Annotated in this window: 17 protein-coding genes and 2 pseudogenes; 4 read left to right on the top strand and 15 right to left on the bottom strand. The window is 65.5% G+C overall.

Translation table 11 applies throughout. From position 1 onward, the window contains the following. Positions 1-4: 4 nt before the first annotated feature. Both AMK58_RS15605 and AMK58_RS15600 read right to left on the bottom strand, forming a co-directional pair. A complete protein-coding gene (locus tag AMK58_RS15605) occupies positions 5-1,618 on the bottom strand; it encodes a GMC family oxidoreductase (protein WP_035676856.1) in 1,614 nt (537 codons plus the stop codon). Positions 1,619-1,667: 49 nt separating this feature from the next. After that, positions 1,668-2,462, bottom strand: a complete 795-nt coding sequence (locus tag AMK58_RS15600; RefSeq protein ID WP_035676858.1) for an alpha/beta fold hydrolase — start codon at positions 2,460-2,462, stop codon at positions 1,668-1,670. A gap of 128 nt (positions 2,463-2,590) precedes the next feature. On the opposite strand from AMK58_RS15600, the gene AMK58_RS15595 reads away from it, so the two are divergent. Further along, positions 2,591-3,064 carry a MarR family winged helix-turn-helix transcriptional regulator gene (locus AMK58_RS15595; protein ID WP_035676861.1) on the top strand — a complete coding sequence of 158 codons (474 nt, stop codon included), beginning with the start codon at positions 2,591-2,593 and terminating at the stop codon, positions 3,062-3,064. A 168-nt stretch (positions 3,065-3,232) separates the two neighbouring features. On the opposite strand, the gene AMK58_RS15590 is transcribed toward AMK58_RS15595, so the two are convergent. Together AMK58_RS15590 and AMK58_RS30915 are read right to left on the bottom strand one after the other, a co-directional pair. Beyond that, positions 3,233-4,021, bottom strand: coding sequence for an SDR family oxidoreductase (locus tag AMK58_RS15590; protein WP_035676863.1), 789 nt, complete (start codon positions 4,019-4,021; stop codon positions 3,233-3,235). Then, positions 4,018-4,347, bottom strand: coding sequence for a nuclear transport factor 2 family protein (locus AMK58_RS30915; RefSeq protein WP_035676866.1), 330 nt, complete (start codon positions 4,345-4,347; stop codon positions 4,018-4,020). The genes AMK58_RS15590 and AMK58_RS30915 overlap by 4 nt, the downstream gene beginning before the upstream one ends. Positions 4,348-4,443: 96 nt before the next feature. On the opposite strand from AMK58_RS30915, the gene AMK58_RS15580 reads away from it, so the two are divergent. Next, complete coding sequence (locus tag AMK58_RS15580) at positions 4,444-5,352, top strand: LysR family transcriptional regulator (protein WP_035676868.1); 909 nt, start codon at positions 4,444-4,446, stop codon at positions 5,350-5,352. Between the two features lie 334 nt (positions 5,353-5,686). Here AMK58_RS15580 and AMK58_RS15575 read toward each other — a convergent pair. The 9 genes and pseudogenes from AMK58_RS15575 to AMK58_RS15540 all read right to left on the bottom strand — a co-directional run. Then, positions 5,687-6,409, bottom strand: a pseudogene (locus tag AMK58_RS15575) (argonaute/piwi family protein); the annotation flags it as partial. Positions 6,410-6,423: 14 nt separating this feature from the next. Further along, a pseudogene (gene cas5c, locus AMK58_RS29630) lies at positions 6,424-6,909 on the bottom strand (type I-C CRISPR-associated protein Cas5c); the annotation flags it as partial. A 454-nt stretch (positions 6,910-7,363) separates the two neighbouring features. Further along, positions 7,364-8,116 carry a TlyA family RNA methyltransferase gene (locus tag AMK58_RS15570; protein ID WP_035676870.1) on the bottom strand — a complete coding sequence of 251 codons (753 nt, stop codon included), beginning with the start codon at positions 8,114-8,116 and terminating at the stop codon, positions 7,364-7,366. Positions 8,117-8,205: 89 nt separating this feature from the next. Continuing rightward, positions 8,206-9,189 carry a histidine kinase dimerization/phosphoacceptor domain -containing protein gene (locus tag AMK58_RS15565; protein WP_236778294.1) on the bottom strand — a complete coding sequence of 328 codons (984 nt, stop codon included), beginning with the start codon at positions 9,187-9,189 and terminating at the stop codon, positions 8,206-8,208. Positions 9,190-9,363: 174 nt separating this feature from the next. Further along, on the bottom strand, positions 9,364-11,280 hold the full coding sequence (dxs, locus tag AMK58_RS15560) for a 1-deoxy-D-xylulose-5-phosphate synthase (protein ID WP_035676876.1): 1,917 nt from the start codon (positions 11,278-11,280) through the stop codon (positions 9,364-9,366). A gap of 18 nt (positions 11,281-11,298) precedes the next feature. After that, on the bottom strand, positions 11,299-12,165 hold the full coding sequence (locus tag AMK58_RS15555; RefSeq protein ID WP_174436128.1) for a polyprenyl synthetase family protein: 867 nt from the start codon (positions 12,163-12,165) through the stop codon (positions 11,299-11,301). 25 nt (positions 12,166-12,190) lie between these two features. Beyond that, positions 12,191-12,445 (bottom strand): exodeoxyribonuclease VII small subunit, encoded by a 255-nt coding sequence (locus tag AMK58_RS15550; protein ID WP_035676881.1) that lies wholly within the window; start codon positions 12,443-12,445, stop codon positions 12,191-12,193. Between the two features lie 156 nt (positions 12,446-12,601). Then, positions 12,602-13,531 carry a histone deacetylase family protein gene (locus AMK58_RS15545; protein WP_035676883.1) on the bottom strand — a complete coding sequence of 310 codons (930 nt, stop codon included), beginning with the start codon at positions 13,529-13,531 and terminating at the stop codon, positions 12,602-12,604. Between the two features lie 168 nt (positions 13,532-13,699). Then, positions 13,700-13,927: a sulfurtransferase TusA family protein gene (locus AMK58_RS15540; RefSeq protein ID WP_035676886.1), complete on the bottom strand. Its 228-nt coding sequence runs from the start codon at positions 13,925-13,927 to the stop codon at positions 13,700-13,702. Positions 13,928-14,198: 271 nt separating this feature from the next. Here AMK58_RS15540 and AMK58_RS15535 point away from each other — a divergent pair, with 271 nt between their 5' ends. Then, on the top strand, positions 14,199-14,558 hold the full coding sequence (locus AMK58_RS15535) for an ArsR/SmtB family transcription factor (protein WP_035676889.1): 360 nt from the start codon (positions 14,199-14,201) through the stop codon (positions 14,556-14,558). 18 nt (positions 14,559-14,576) lie between these two features. Here the strand turns inward: AMK58_RS15535 and AMK58_RS15530 are convergent, their stop codons facing one another. After that, entirely contained in the window at positions 14,577-14,981 is a 405-nt protein-coding gene (locus AMK58_RS15530) for a DUF423 domain-containing protein (RefSeq protein ID WP_035676892.1), read from the bottom strand. A gap of 294 nt (positions 14,982-15,275) precedes the next feature. Here AMK58_RS15530 and AMK58_RS15525 point away from each other — a divergent pair, with 294 nt between their 5' ends. Further along, positions 15,276-15,719 (top strand): response regulator, encoded by a 444-nt coding sequence (locus AMK58_RS15525; RefSeq protein WP_051140456.1) that lies wholly within the window; start codon positions 15,276-15,278, stop codon positions 15,717-15,719. Here AMK58_RS15525 and AMK58_RS15520 read toward each other — a convergent pair. After that, complete coding sequence (locus AMK58_RS15520) at positions 15,694-16,245, bottom strand: DUF924 family protein (protein WP_035676895.1); 552 nt, start codon at positions 16,243-16,245, stop codon at positions 15,694-15,696. The genes AMK58_RS15525 and AMK58_RS15520 overlap by 26 nt on opposite strands. Positions 16,246-16,346 lie beyond the last annotated feature (101 nt).

Genomic DNA, 16,346 nt, shown 5'->3' with positions numbered 1-16,346 from the left:
GCGCCTACAACCCATGCCGCCGCCGCAAGATTTCAGCCGCACGCTCGCCCACGATCGCGCACGGTGCTTGCGTGTTGCCCGTCGTGACCCTCGGGAGGATCGAGCCATCCGCGACGCGCAGCCGGTCGATGCCGTGAACCGCCAGCGACGCGTCGACGACCGACAGGTCATCCATGCCCATCCGAGCCGTCCCGCATTGATGCCAATAGGTCACCGCTGCGTCGCGGAGGAATTGATCGTCGATCGCCGCTCCCACCCCGGGGATGGCCTCGCGCTGGACATGGGGGGCGAAAGCTGCATTGTTCCCGATCTCGCGGCACAGCCGCACGCAGGCGCGGGCCGTCTCCAGGTCCCGCGGATCGGACAGCATGTTGGGATCGACCAGGGGCGCTGCGGCCGGGTCCGCCGACCGCAGCCGCACCTCGCCACGGCTATAGGGCTGCGCCAACCCGGCGAACATCGTCCACCCATGATCGGGGACGCCGCGCGCCGCCGTGCGCTCGCTGGGAACGGGGAACTCGACCTGGCAGAACAGAAGGTCCGGCGCCTCCAGTTCGGGACGGCTTTTCCAGTAGAGGGTCGCCTCGCTCCCGCTGGTGTGTGGAGCGATCGGCTGCCGATACTCCCAGGTGCAGCCGAACGACACATGATCCTGCAGGCCGCGGCCTACGCCGGGGAGGTGACGTGCGAGCGGAATGCCGTGCCGGTCAAGTTGGCTCCGGTCGCCGATCCCGGACAGCATGAGCAGCTTGGGCGTGTTGATGGCGCCGGTGGACAGGACGACCTCCGAGCCTGCCATGATCGACAGAATCTCGCCGCCCCGTTCGACCTCGACGCCGGTCGCCGTCGCCCCGTCGAGGAGCACGCGGCGCACAAGCGTATCGGTCAGGATCGTGAGGTTCGGTCGATCGGCCACAGGATGGACATAAGCGCGGTAGAGCGAGTTGCGCCGTCCGTCCCGCACGAGCATATCGGCATAGGCCACGCCTCCCGCGGTTTCCATCATCCTGCCATTGGGGCTGTCGTAGCGCGGAATGCCGAGGGACCCGGCCGCGCTGAGCAGGGCGTCGGCGATCGGGCTCGGGTTCTGTGCGGGCTGCACCCACACCGGTCCGGAACTGCCGCGGTAATGCGGGTCCGGCGCACCCTGCCAATTCTCGATGCGGCGGTAGATGCCGAGAGCCGCCTCATAGCTCCAGCCGGCATCGCCGGACTGTTCCGCGAAATAATCCCAGTCGGCGCGATGGCCCCTTGCCCACACCATGACATTGATGCTCGACCCGCCGCCGAGCCCCTTGCCCATGGACATGGGAAGCGCGCGGCCGTCCAGATGCGGGTTTGGCTCGGCGTGGAATCCCCAATCGCGCCGACTGCCGAGATTCGTGGGCCACAATGCCGGATTCAGCACCGCCTCATCCTCGTCGCTGCCCCCCGCTTCGATGAGGAGCACGGAGCAGTCGGCATTTTCAGCCAGGCGGCGCGCGATCACGGATCCGGATGCGCCAGCACCGCAGACGATAAAATCATAGGCAGGCTTGAGGTTGGAGAGTCTTTGCGTCTGATTGTCACGGACACGTCGGTTGAACTCCTCGGAGCCACCGGGGACGGATTGGTTCATGTCACGGGCCTTTCGGTAAGCGGAGAGAATGGTCCGACGAGGCCGGTGCCTAGCGCGAAGCCGCGCCCGACTGTTGGGCCGCTTCGTCGATCACCGTCGCGACGACTGCCGATTGCGTGAAGTAGACGGCGTGGCTGGCCGGAACGTTCGTGACCTTTGCTCCGATGCGTTTCGCCATGTCCTGGAGCATCCGCTGATCGAACGCCTTGTCCTCCGTCGCGACCACCGCCCAGCTGGGCTTGGTCCGCCAGGCGGCGTGCCCGAGCTTCACGCCGAAGCTCGCCATATTGATCGGCACCTGCGACGCCTTCAGAAAATCGGCGTCGGCCTTCGTCGCATCCGCCGCGAAGCCGGCGGCGAAATTGTCGGGCTTGATGAAGCCGAAGCCGTCCCCGCTGGTCTCGATGACGAACTCGGGCGGTGTCGTATAGCCGTCATACTGCTGCGCCGTGGTCTCGCCGGCGTCGGGCGACAGGGCGGACACATAGACCAGCCCGCGCACCTTGGGATGGACGCCGGCTTCGGTGATGACGGTGCCGCCCCAGCTGTGGCCGACCAGAACGGCGGGACCATCCTGCCGGTCGAGCGCGCGCCGCGTGGCCGCCACATCGTCGTCGAACGAGGTGAGCGGATTCTGGACGATCGTGACCCGGTAACCACGGGTGGTCAGGTCCTCATAGACCTTCCGCCATCCCGATCCATCGGCGAAGGCGCCGTGGACGAGGACAACATTCTTAACGGCCGTTTGCTCGACGGAATGGCTGGTCGGCTGCGCCTGCGAAACCGACGGCGGCAGGGTGACGACCGAAGCGGCCAGGATCAGGGACTGAAACGTCTTCCTCATGTGTACCTCCATCTGTTTGCGATAATTGTTATCGCGATAACTATGTGTATCTCCGGCGCGCGCTCTTGTCCAGGGAAATTTATCGCGATATATGTCAGTGGACGATGCGCTGCGAAGGGAGCCTGCCCATGTCGGATGAGAACAACCCGCCGGTGCCATTGGAGGATCAGCTCTGCTTCGCGATCTACTCGGCCGGCATCGCCATCCAGCGGGCATACAAGCCGCTGCTGGACGCCCTTGGCCTCACCTACCCGCAGTATCTCGTCCTCAACATCCTGTGGCGGGAAGACGGACAGACGGTGGGGAGCATCGCCCAGCAGCTTGCTCTTGAATCCAGCACGTTGACGCCCCTGCTCAAACGCCTCGAGGCCGCGAAGCTGATCCATCGCACGCGCAACCCGACCAATGAGAGGCAGGTCATCGTGTCGCTGACGGACCAAGGACTGGCTCTGCGTTCCAGGGCCGGTTGCCTGGGCGATACACTGCTCCGCGCCTCCGGGCAGTCACCCGACGCTTTGGGAAAGCTCAACCGCGAGATTGCACAACTGCGCGACGCCGTTTACGCGCATATCGGCGGCTGGACGTCCCCCGACGCACATTGACGAGCGGGTCGGTGCGGGGTGAGGGCAGTGCGAGGATGATGCGCCCCAACCGATCCTGCGGTCGATCCAGGCGTGGACAAAGCCGGTGACCAGGAGCGTCATGCCTGCGCCACAGGACCCACTGCTTCCCGACGCCCGCCACGGAGGCCGAACGTCGGGGCGATGACCTCAGACAGTCCGAACGGTGCCGCCGTCGATGATAAACTCGGCGCCGTGGATCGCGGCGGCGCGATCCGAGGCCAGATAGGCAATGAGATCGGCAACCTCATCGGGCTCGGCCGCACGCCCGATCGGGATCCCACCCAGAGCATCGAGGACAACTTGCCGCGCCTCCTCGATCGTTCCGCCATTGGCGGCCTGCAGACGCTTCAGAAAGTCGACGGACGACTCGGTCATGATCCAGCCGGGGGAGACAGCGTTGACCCGCACGCCCTTCGGTCCCAGCTCCTTAGAGATCGACTTGCTGTAGGTCCTGAGCGCAGCCTTTGCGGCGGCGTAGCCAGTGGTCGATTCGGGAAGCGGCAGGATCGATTGGATGGACGTGATATGCACAATCGCGCCGGCCCCCCGTTCCATCATCTGCGGAGCCAGGAGGCGATCAAGGCGGACAGTGGCCAGAAGGTTAAGGTTCAGCTCGGCGAGCCAGTGATCGTCCGTCAGGGCAAGAAAGCCGCCGCCCGGCGAGGCCGAGCCGCCGATCACATGAGCGAGGATGTCGATGCCGCCCATACGGTCGAGCGCCGCCTTGGCCAGGGTTGCCCCGCCCTCGGCTGTCGTCAGGTCTGCCTGGACGAACTCGACGCCGTCGATCGGTTGTGGAGTTCCGCGGGCGGCGGTCATCACCCGGGCGCCGCCGGCCAGGAAGCGATCGACGGTAGCGCGGCCCAAGCCCTTGGTGCCGCCGCTGACGAGCACTCGTTTTCCCGCGAACTCAGTTGGATCAGCTTTGATGCTCATACTGTGATCTCCAAGTCTTTGATCGCGTCATGTTCGAGCGTGAAGCGATAGGTGAAGCGGATGGGGCTGCCCTTGAAGTCGCCATGGGCAGGGCCTTCGACAACGACTTGCCCGTTCTCGTCGCGAACAGTGTCCGGCATGAAGATGGCCTTGACCGCAATCACCTCGTCTTCAAACAAGGTTCGCAGCTCGGCGTGGCCCTTGTGACGTTTTCCGTTGTCCAAGAGGACCGCGTCGGCGGCAAAAGGCGTCAGCATGCCGTCCACATCGAGTTGTGCATTAGCCTCGACATAGTCGGCTATGGGTTTGGGCAGTTCGATCGACATCGCTCGGCTCCTTGACGTTGCAAGGTTGATTTAGAGCCAAACATCAATCACGATAATTGGGGTAAACTGGCATGCGGCATTGCGAAAAGCGGGACAATGTCGAAACACGGTCTGATCGAATTTGATGCTGTTCTCGCCATTGCGCGGCGTGGATCGTTCCGGGCAGCGGCCCTGGAACTTGGCCTGTCGACCACCGCACTGAGCAACGTCATCGGGAAGCTGGAGCGTCAACTCGGCGTCCGACTGTTCAATCGCACGACCCGGAGCGTCTCCCTGACCGACGCCGGGCGGCAGTTCGTGGAGAAAATCGGTCCCGCGCTCCAGGACATCCATGAGGCGATGGAAACCGCCCAGTCGCAGCAGGATACGCCATCGGGCATCTTGCGGATCAACAGCTTTGCCGCAGCCGCGCGTGAGATCCTTCCCCTCCTGCTCCAGTTCCTGCGGCTCTATCCGCAGGTCCATGTCGATCTCGTCACCGAAGGCCGGCTCGTCGACATCGTCGCGGACGGTTTCGATCTCGGCATCCGCACCGCGGACCTCGTCCCCAGCGACATGATCGCGGTGCCGCTCGGTCCGCGCCGCCGCTATGCGGTGGTTGCATCACCGGGCTATTTCCGGACCCGGGGCCAGCCAAGGTCGCCCTCCGACCTGCTTTCCCATTCGTGCATCCGCGTAAGGCTGCCCAATGGAGCGCTTTATCGGTGGCAGTTCGAGAAGAGGGGACAGCCGATCCAGATCGACGTGGGCGGCCCGATCACCCTGGACGAGGCCAGCCTCGCCCGCATGGCGGTGCTGGAAAATATGGGGATCGGCTTCTTCATGGAGTCCGACGTTCAAGGCGACCTTGCCGCCGGCCGCCTCGTTCGCATTCTCGAAGACTGGACCCCGCCACTGGAGCGGCTTTGCCTCTACTATCCCAGCCGGCGACACCCGTCTGCCGCGTTCAAAGCATTCATTGATCTTGCCCGGAAATTTTCTGCTTCAACAACTGCGACGACTTGATCGTCGCCGCAGGGTTCCATTGCAAAGATTGACGGCGGGCGGCGATCACCCCGCCCTTTCGCGACAGCACCGGATAGGGTGGATTCCGGGCGCAACACCCGGCCGCGGCGGCTCCAGGGCGGGCGATTCCGCTTCTCTTGCGCAAAGCGCCAGAGATGGCCATTCGTATAAGTTCCGCTGAACGTCCGACCCTCTCGGAAGCTGCCTATTGGGCCGGTAAAACCGGACAATCAGTAACGCGCCGCAACTCCGATCGGCTGCCGCGCCGGCGCGGGACCCCAAAGTCGCTGAGAACGGTCTGGCCGAGGCGGTGCCACGGCGCGGGTGAGGAGCTTCACATGTAGAAGCTGTAGCTGACCTGCGGCTTCTCGGTCGGGCGAACGTACTTCATGATGTCGCCAATCTTCCGTGCGCATTCGAGAGTGATCGGCAGTCGGCCGTCCATCTGGGTGTTGTTCCAGTTCATCTTGGTCAGGCCGAGGATCTTCTCGCAGAGGCTCTCGAGGGACGAGTCCTGCTCGTAGACGGTGACCTTGAGGGGCTTAGGAACGTACGCGCCGGGATAGGTCTTGTAGAAGTCGACGGTACCGCGCGTGTAGAGCAGGCCCTCGGTCTCGGTTATGGCAAGCATTGTGCCGCGCTTGGGCGGATAGTCGCCGTCGCCGAAGAGGCGGATGTCTGTATCCGTGATAGCGACGAAGTCCTTAGTGCGGATGCCCTTCTCGTAGAGGGCACGCAGGAAGCCCTTGCGCTCGCTGTCGCGAAAGTGGCTCGACTTGTGGATGACGATGCGGGCGGGCATATGCTGCAGCGCGCGGTCGTACTCGTCCAGCGCGTCGCGCAGCAACTCGTAGGCCTGACCCTCGCTCAGGTACGGATGGCGGTTCTTCTTGTCGATCGACACCGGCGTTCCGCGCAGGATAATCCCGTGACCGAACTCGTCGAAGACTTGGGCGAGGCTAAACGAGACAGACTCGCCGTCGCGGTTCTTGTAGAAGCCGATCCCAATGTAGCAAGAGCGCAGCTTGGCGGTGTCCTCGACGAGACGCCAAGGGATACCCACAGCATGACGTCGGCCGGAAACTCGCGGGTACCGAGGCAGGGGGAGCGGAAGCATTGGCCGCGCCGGGCGCGGCGGGTGAAGATGCCAAGGGGAATGTCCAGCCGGCCCCCAACCGGGGCGTCATCGGTCAGGGTGAGGCGGGCGGTGATGAGATAATCGACCTCGACCAGGATGGTGGCGGCACGTCGTTGCCGGTTGTCGGCGGCGATTCGCGGCAGGGTCTGAAAGGCACCGTTCCGCATGGCATGGCGCACCGAGGCAACCGGGATGCGGTCACCGATCTCGTTGCGGCTCAGCGACTGGAAGCGGATTGGCTTGAGGACATGGATGCGGTCGATGATCCAGCGCAGCCCGGGGCGCCAATGCACGCTGTCGAAGATACCGCGAGCGGCGGACGGAGTAATGACATCGTAGGAGACGCGTTCGGTTTTGAACGCCGCGCGAGAAAAGCAAGCTCGAGCCCCCGAGACGCGCAATGTGACGCTGTGCGGCATGGGGAACCTCCTGCGATGAGCGTTCCTCAGCAGGATAACCGAATTTCATCTCCTTGAAATCGGGCATTCGTGAGTGAAATACAGAAAAATTCACTGTTATATAGAATATTATCCTATTCAATACTGAATATTTTGACTCTCCATTAGGTTCATCAGAATAAATTGATCCAATTTATATTCGTTAGATGCCTTTTTTATTTATAGATGGGAGGAAGAAATATTATTTTACAACCATCACGAAACCTACCCTTCCTGACCATGAAAGCCATCCAAAAGCGAGCGCCGGCCAAGCGGTCACAACACACAGAAGGCGCACCATATTTCACAAGGAAAATTATCCATCGGACGCTGTTTTACAGCCGCTCAACATCCTGGCCGGCGATCTTGGCGCGCGGTTGCAACGGACCATTTTATGGTTCCGCGGAGTGCGGTTTATGGGTGCTCTCGTAACAGTTTATGGTTCCATCCAGAAGTCCTTCACCGCTCCGATCAGGAATTCCTTGTTCCCTTCGGGGCCGGTGATCGGGCTTTCGGTGATGTCCAGCACGCGCCAACCCGGCAGGGCATCGAGCCACCCGCGGATGCGGTCGCAGACCTCCTGGTGCAGTTCCGGCTCGCGCACCACCCCACCCTTGCCGACGCGGCCCTTGCCGACCTCAAACTGCGGCTTGATGAGCGCGACGAGCCGCCCGCCCGGCACAACCAGAGCGAGGGCGGCGGGAAGCACCACCTCCAGTCCGATGAAGCTGGCGTCGCAGACCACCATGTCCACCGGATCGGGAATCTCGGTGCTGGTCAGGTGGCGGGCGTTGGTCTTTTCCAAAACCACGACGCGCGGGTCGTTGCGCAGCTTCCAGGCCAGTTGTCCATGTCCGACATCCACCGCATAGACCCTGGCGGCGCCGCGGGTCAGCAGCACGTCAGTGAAGCCGCCGGTCGAGGCGCCCACGTCGACGGCGGTCAGGCCGGTGGGGTCGATGCTGAAGACGTCCAATCCCTTGACCAGCTTCAGCCCGCCGCGTGACACCCAGGGATGGTCCTGGCCCTTCACCGACAGTGGAGCGTCCTCGGCGATCGCATCGCCGGCCTTGTCGATGCGCTTCGTGTCGGAATAGACCAGCCCGGCCAGGATCAGCGCCTGCGCCTTGGCCCGGCTTTCGGCCAATCCGCGCTCCACCAGCGCCACATCCGCACGCACCCGCGCCATCTCAGAACTCCCCCGTCGACGAGGGTGGATGCATGGCGCAGGATGAGGCGTTCGGCAAGAGGCGATGAACTGTCACCGGCCACGGACGGTCAGAAAGGCAGGTCAAGGACGAAGCGCGTGCCAGGAACGTTCGGCTCCGCGCGCAGCTTCCCTTTCAACTGGCCAGCGAAAGCCCGCGCCACCTTCATGCCCAGCGAGTCGGCGCGCGCAACCTCAAAGCCCTGCGGCAGGCCGCGGCCATGATCGGCGACGCTCAGGCGGCGGCCACCCTCGTCGCGCGGCACGAGACTGACTTCGATATCCCCCGGGCTACCCGCCGCATAGGCGTATTTGGTGGCATTGCCAACCAGTTCATTGAGAATGAGGGCGAGGGGGATCACGGAATCCACCGGCAGCATCGCCTGTTCCACCGTCACGGCAATGCGCCGTTCCGGCCCGCCCACCGCAAAGTGGCTTTCCATCTCCCGGCAGGCATCTTTCAGATAGGCCCCGAAATCGACGAGGCTGCCGCGGGCGGCGGCGTGAACGCGCTGGTGCGCCTGGGTCACCGTGCCGATGCGGCCGCACGCCTCCTGGAAGGCGCGGCGCATGTCCGGGTCCTTGGCCGACAGGGTCTGGAGCGTCAACAGGCTGGACACCAGTTGGAGCGTGTTCTTGACCCGATGGCTGACCTCCCGCGCGTGGTGATGGGCGGTCTCAGTCGAATCGGACTCGGCGGGATGCAGGGTGACCAGAAGCGATGGGCCGCCGTCGAGTGCGGCCACAGACAGGTTCCAGGACACCTCCTCCGGCCCGGTGATCCGCAGGCGGGCGCCCTCGCCATTGCGCAGCGTCTCGGCCATGCGCTCGTCGGAAGCTTCCGGAAAACGGTCGGACAGGGCATGCCCCGCTTCCAAGCCCAAGGCGCGCATGACGGCGTTGGCGTAAAGACAACGGAAGGATGTCCCGTCGACCACGGCAGTGGGCGTCGGAGACGACTCAACGATGGACCGGAACATCTCCGGACCATCCTGAGGCGAAGCGCCGTTCTCGTCGGATGCGCGCCCTGCACCCGCTGCAAACACCTGAGGCATGTTCGACAACACCCAGTCCCGCCGGATACGTTAATTATCTATTGTTTTCGAATTGTAAGACAGCGGTCCCAGCCGCACCAGAGAAAGCGCCCCGCGCGACCTTAGGCTAATGGCATTAGCCCCTTCGACCAGGCTCGACATTCGGGGTCGGGCGGCAGCGCTTTCCATTTGGAGTCAGGCCCGCACCGCCGCCGCCTCGATCCCCAGCGCCTGCAGAGCCGTGGCGACGATGTGGCGGGCGGCAAGACCGGCCTCCTCATACTGCTTGGCCGGGCTGTCATGGTCGAGGAAGCGGTCAGGCAGGACCATCGGCCGGATCTTCAGCCCGCCGTCCAGCAGCCCGGCCATCGCCAGATGCTGCAGCACGAAGCTGCCGAAACCGCCGACCGAGCCCTCCTCGATGGTGATCAGCACCTCATGCTCCAGCGCCAGACGGCGCACCAGCTCCTCGTCCAGCGGCTTGGCGAAGCGCGCATCGGCCACCGTCGTCGACAGGCCGCGCGCGCCCAGTTCCGCCGCCGCCTTGCGCGCCTCGGCCAAGCGCGTGCCGTAGCTGAGGATCGCCACCTTGGTGCCTTCCTGGAGGATGCGGCCCTTGCCGATGGGCAGGACCTCGCCGCGCTCCGGCAGCTCCAGCCCCACCCCCTCGCCGCGCGGGTAGCGCAGCGCCGAGGCGCGGTCGTCGATGGTGGCGCTGGTCGCCACCATGTGCATCAGCTCCAGCTCGTCCGCCGCCGCCATCAGCACGATGTCGGGCAGGCAGCCGAGATAGGCCACGTCGAAGGCCCCGGCGTGGGTCGCCCCATCCGCCCCGACCAGACCGGCACGGTCGAGCGCGAAGCGCACCGGCAGGCGCTGCAGCACCACGTCGTGCACCACCTGGTCATACGCGCGCTGCAGGAAGGTCGAGTAGATCGCGCAGAAGGGCTTGAAGCCCTCCGTCGCCAGACCGGCGGCGAAGGTCACCGCGTGCTGCTCGGCGATGCCGACGTCGAAGCAGCGGTCGGGGAAGCGCTGGCCGAACAGGTCGAGCCCGGTGCCCGACGGCATGGCCGCGGTGATGGCGAGGACGCGAGAGTCGCGCTCGGCCTCGGCGATCAGGGCGTTGGCGAAGACGCGGGTGTAGGTCGGGGCGTTGGACTTCGGCTTGGACTGGGCGCCGGTGACGACGTCGAACTTGGCGACCGCGTGCAGCTTGTCGGCCGAGGCCTCGGCGGGGCCGTAGCCCTTGCCCTTCTTGGTGACGACGTGGATCAGGACCGGCTTGTCGTCGTCGGCGTCGCGCACGTTCTGCAGGACCGGCAGCAGATGGTCCAGATTGTGCCCGTCGATCGGGCCGATGTAGTAGAAGCCCATCTCCTCGAACAGCGTGCCGCCGGTGACCATGCCACGGGCGTACTCCTCCGCCCGCCGCGCCGCCGTGCGCAGCGGCCGCGGCAGCTGCTCCGCGATGTCCTTGGCCAGATGGCGCAGGCTGAGATAGGGCTTCGACGAGATCAGCCGCGACAGGTACGCGCTCATCGCGCCGACCGGCGGAGCGATGGACATGTCGTTGTCGTTCAGGATGACGATCAGCTTGCTGTTCGCCGACCCGGCGTTGTTCATCGCCTCGTAGGCCATGCCGGCGCTCATCGCGCCGTCGCCGATCACGGCGACCACATGGTTGTCGCGGCCCAGCTGGTCGCGCGCCACCGCCATGCCCAGACCCGCGGAGATCGAGGTGGAGCTGTGGCCAGCGCCGAACGGATCGTACTCGCTCTCCGACCGGTTGGTGAAGCCCGACAGGCCACCGCCGGTGCGCAGGGTGCGGATGCGGTCGCGGCGCCCGGTCAGGATCTTGTGCGGGTAGCACTGGTGCCCGACGTCCCAGATCAGCCGGTCGGCCGGGGTCTGGAACACGTAATGCAGGGCGACGGTCAGTTCGACCACCCCCAGCCCGGCGCCCAAATGACCGCCGGTCACCGACACCGCGCTGATGGTTTCCGTGCGCAGTTCGTCGGCCACCTGCCGAAGCTGTTCGGGCTTGAGCGCGCGCAGGTCGGCGGGGGTGCGGACGAGGTCGAGAAGCGGCGTCTTGTCGTTGGGGGTCACGTTGGAAACGTCCTCCGTTCAGGTCCGCCGCGCGACGACGAAGTCGGCGACCGCTTTGAGGATATCGGCGCGCCCCTCGAAGATCTCCAGGTGCGCCTTGGCCTGCACGGCCAGCATCGCGGCCTGCGAACGGGCGCGGTCCTGCCCGAGGATGGACACGAAGGTCGACTTTCCGGCCTCCGCGTCGCGCCCGACCGACTTGCCGGTCTCCGCCTCCGTGCCTTCCACGTCCAGCAGGTCGTCGACGATCTGGAAGGCCAGCCCCAGGTCATGGGCGTAGGCGCGCAGCGCGAGACGCTGCGGCGGCGGGGCCTTGCCCAGGATGCCGCCGGCCTCGCAGGAGAAGGCGATCATGTCGCCGGTCTTCATGCGCTGGAGCCGCGTCGTCGTGCCGAGGTCGAAGGTCTCGTGCTCGGCGATCAGGTCGAGCATCTGGCCGCCGACCATGCCGTGCGGCCCGGCCGCCTTGGCGAGCGCCGCCACGAGCTGGCAGCGCACGTTCGGGTCCTCGTGGGTCGCCGGGTCAGCCAGCACCTCGAAGGCGTAGGTCAGCAGCCCGTCGCCGGCCAGGATGGCGGTCGCCTCGTCGAACTTGCGATGCACGGTCGGCTGGCCGCGGCGCAGATCGCCGTCGTCCATCGCCGGCAGATCGTCATGGACCAGCGAGTAGCTGTGCACGAACTCCACCGCCACGGCGACGCGCAGCGCGCAGTCCGGGTTGACGCCGAACAGCGCCGCGGACTGGCACACCAGGAAGGGACGCAGCCGCTTGCCGCCGTTCAGGCAGCCGTAGCGCATCGCCTCCAGCACACGCGATTCGGGGAGGTCGGTCGTCGGCAGGAGGTGCAGGATCGCACGCTCCACATCGGCGGCCATGTCGGCCATGGCTGTCTTGAGGTCGGTCTGCACGTCAGTCGATCCGGGCGGGTTCGGTGCCGAGGGTGCCATCGGCGGCAACGGTGATGCGGTCGATCTTGGCCTGGGCCTCCCGCAGCTTCGCCTCGCAATGCCGCTTCAGCGCGGTGCCGCGCTCGTAGGAGGAGATCGCGTCGTCGAGCTTGCCGCGCCCGTCCTCGAGTTGGCGGACGATGCGCTCAAGCTCGGCCAACGCGTCCTCGAAGCTGAGGGCGGCGATGTCGGGGGGAATGTTAGCGAGGTCAGCCATGATCCATCCGGCCAATGATCCATACGATGGGGTGCCCGCGATGGGACCGAGAACCGAAATTATGGCTCAGCCCCCAAATGCGCAAGGCCCGCGGCGGGCGTATCACGCTCCCACCACGGGCCTAGCCGGAAGAATCGGCCGGAAGAATCGGAAAGCTCAGCAATACATCAATTCGCGCACATGCGCCGCGGTGGCCGTGGCCAGGGCGCGCAGGTTGTAGCCGCCCTCCAGAACCGACACGATGCGGGCGCCGCAATGGGTGCGGGCCAGATCGCCCAGCTTGCGGGTGGCCCAGGCGAAGTCGTCATCGGTCAAATGCAGCCCGGCCAGCGGGTCGCGGGAATGAGCGTCGAATCCGGCGGAGATGATCAACAGGTCCGGTTTGAAATGGTCGATGGCCGGCAGAATGATGTGGGTCATCGCGTGCCGGAACTCCGGCGAGCCGGACATGGCGGCGAGCGGCGCGTTGACGCAGTTGCCGTACTCGCCCTTCTCGCCCGCGTCGCCCGTGCCGGGATAGAGCGGCGACTGGTGGGTGGAGCAATAGAGCAGGTCCGGGTCCCGCTGGAAAATGTCCTGCGTGCCGTTGCCGTGGTGCACGTCGAAATCCATCACCGCAACCCGCTGCAGCCCATGCGCCGCCCGCGCGTGGTAGGCGCCGACCGCGGCGTTGTTGAACAGGCAGAAGCCCATAGCCTTGTCATGCTCGGCATGGTGCCCCGGCGGGCGCACGGCGCAGAAGGCGTTGCGCGAATGGCCCGATGCCACCGCGTCCACCGCCGCGACCACCGCCCCGGCGGCGCGCAGCGCGGCTTCGCCGGAGCCGGGGGACATCACCGTGTCGGCGTCGATGCCCGCGTGCTCCTGCTCCGGCACCAGGGCCAGGATGCGCTCGACATGCTCCCGCGGGTGCGCGCGGGACAGCTGCTCGAAAGTGGCGAGCGGCGCCTCCTGCCGTTCGAGCATGTAGAATTCTTCGGTTTCAAGTGCCGCCAGCACCGCACGAAGCCGGTCGGCGCATTCCGGATGGCCCAGCCCTGTGTCGTGGTCCAGGCAGGCGGCGTGGGTGAACAGGGTGGTGAACATGCTTTTCTGTCTTTTTCGTTCGTGTTCGAGGCATTTCCCTGCACCCATTCTTCCCGGATCGCTAATGAAAGTACAGGATGATTGCGGGGCTTATCGTCACATCCCCCAACCGCCGTCCCCACCCCCTTTGCGCGGGGGACGCGCAAGACGCCCCGTTTCGCGGCGCTGTCAGGCGTTGCGTTCGATCACGAAACGGAAGACGCCCCCCTCCTCCACGCTGGAGGCCAGCCGGTTGCCGGTGGCTTCGCAGAAGGCGGCGAAATCCTTGGGCGCGCTGGGGTCGGTCGCCTCGACGGTCAGCGTCGATCCGGGCGGCACCGTCTTCAGCGCCTTGCGCGCGCGCAGCACCGGCAGCGGGCATTGCAGCCCCTTGGCGTCGAGCGTCTGGTCGGCCATCGTTCCTTGCACTCCTTCGGGCACCGCCACGACAATTCCAGGCCGGGAGTCTAGAACGGCGGGGCGCGCGCCTCAACCCGTTGAACCGTGATTTCACCAGTTGGGGTTTCGCGGAACGGGGAACATTCTTTCGACTACGGGACATCCACGGGTAGACAGCGCGGTACACTCTTCCATATGATTGAACACGAACGATAAACGGCGGTGCTGCGGCGCAAAGGTTGGGCGCAACGGTTCGCTGTTGCTTGGCGCCGATGGAAACGGTCGTTTTATGAACATTGCCGATCTGCAGAGCAACGCACGGCGGGCCAGCACGCTGCTCAAGGCCATGAGCAACGAACGCCGCCTGCTCATCCTGTGCTACTTGACCGAGGGCGAGAAGTCGGTCGGCGAGCTGGAGGAACTGGTCGATCTCAGCCAGTCGGCCCTGTCCCAGCATCTGGCCCGCCTGCGCCGCGACAAGCTGGTGCGGACGCGCCGCGCCGCCCAGAACATTTATTACTCGCTGAACGGACACGAGGCGCAGACCATCATGGCGACGCTCCATGAGCTGTTCTGTGCGCCCATCGCCCGCAAGAAGGACGAGGAGTCCCCCACCTCCGCCGAAGAGCCCAGCAGCGCTTCGGCCTGAACGCGGTTCCTTCTCGGCTCAAGCCTTTCCGAAGAAGCGCCGCCCGAACAGAAGAACGGCCAGGGCCAGAACCAGCCAGCCCAGGATGAAGGCGCTGCCCCCGGTCGGGGCCGTCATGGCGAAGGAAAGCGGACCGCTGATCGCCGTGGCGTAAAGCGTCCCGCTGAAAAGCAGAATTCCGGCCACGAACAGCCACCCCGACAAGCGCAACGCCAAGCGCGCCGGGCCATCGGCGGTGCGCAGCAGAGCGACCAGGGCGACCAGGGCCAGGGCGTGCCACATCTGGTATTGCCCGGCCAGCCGGAACAGCTCCTGCCCCCGCGGATCACCGGTGAGCCCGTGGCTGGCGTAGGCTCCCGCCCCCACCGCGACGGCACCGTTCAGGGCCGCGAAGGCCACCCAGAGCCGATCAAGCAATCCCATATGTCCTCTCCACGCTGGCGTTCCCGCATTCCGCCTTTTGCGGGCGGCAGAAAAAGTTCGATCTCGTAACCAACTGGCCCACCCTTTGCTTAGCATGGGCAGGCCGGCCATCTTACCCCTCGGGAAACCGGGAGTCTGCGGCGGTTCGGCGCAAACTGATTTGCAAAATGCCAAAGGCTCGTGGTGAACCACACCATTCTGCACCGACAGCCGCAAGATTCCTCCCGCACCGATCCGGTGCCACGCACCGCGCCGGTCTCCTCGACCACACCACCATCGCCTGCCGAGGACCGATTGACCTCCTGGGCCCTGGCGCGCGGCGGACGCCTGCTGGTGGTGGATGACAGCCCGACCAACCGGCTGCTGACCGCGGCGCTGATGCGCAAGGTCGGCTTCACCGTGGACACCGCGGATGGCGGAGCGGAGGCCATCGCCTCCGTCACCCTGGCGGAGACGCCTTACGACGCCGTTCTGATGGATGTCGCCATGCCAGAGGTGGACGGGATCGCCGCGACCCTGGCCATCCGGGCCATGACCGGCCCCCGCGCCATGGTGCCGATCATCGCGGTCACCGCCCACGGCTTCGCTGAGGACCGCGACCGCTGCGTGTTCGCCGGCATGAACGATTACGTGCCCAAGCCGGTCCGCCGCCTTGAACTGCTGGTCGCCCTGAAGCGTTGGCTGGAGCCCGGGATGCCGGAGGGCGAGACCGTCAGAAGGACGAACCCGGCTCCTTGAGGAACTCCGCCTCCTCCGGCGTCGTCTCGCGGCCGAGGACCGCGTTGCGGTGGGGGAAGCGGCCGAAGCGCGCGATGACCGCGCGGTGGCGTTCGGCGTAATCCACCACCTCCGGGTCGCTGACCCGCTCCCGGAACAGGGTGCAGGACAGTTCCTGGCAGCCCATGTCCTCCTGATGCTCGAACGGCAGATAAAGGAAGATCCGTTCGTCCTCGGTGCATTCGAGGTCGTAGCCCTGCTCCACCACGTGGCGGGCCACCGCCAGCGCCTTGCCGTCGGTCGCGAAGGCCCGCGGCGAGCCGCGGAAGACATTGCGCGGCACCTGATCCAGCAGGACGCAGAGCGCCAGACAGCCGTCCACATCCTCCAGCCAATGATCGTACCGGCCCTCCGCCGCCGCTTCGTGGTGGGGAAGCAGCGTGTCCCGCACGGTCCGGTCGAAACTGTCGGAGCGGCGGAACCAGTAGGGCTTCATCGCCTCGTCGAACCAGAAATCCACGATCTCGTCGATCAGCCTGTCGGTCATCTGCACCACCTTCGCTTGGGAATGGGGGCGCCGGTCAAGAACCCCGCCCACAAAAGAACAGGGCGCCCGAAGGCGCCCTGTCCAGTCTTCAATCATCCACA

Origin of the sequence: Azospirillum brasilense (genome assembly GCF_001315015.1) — a bacterium.
Classification (GTDB): Bacteria; Pseudomonadota; Alphaproteobacteria; order Azospirillales; family Azospirillaceae; genus Azospirillum; species Azospirillum brasilense.
Note: the sequence above shows the minus strand (reverse complement) of the source record. Positions and strands in the feature narration are given on the sequence as shown.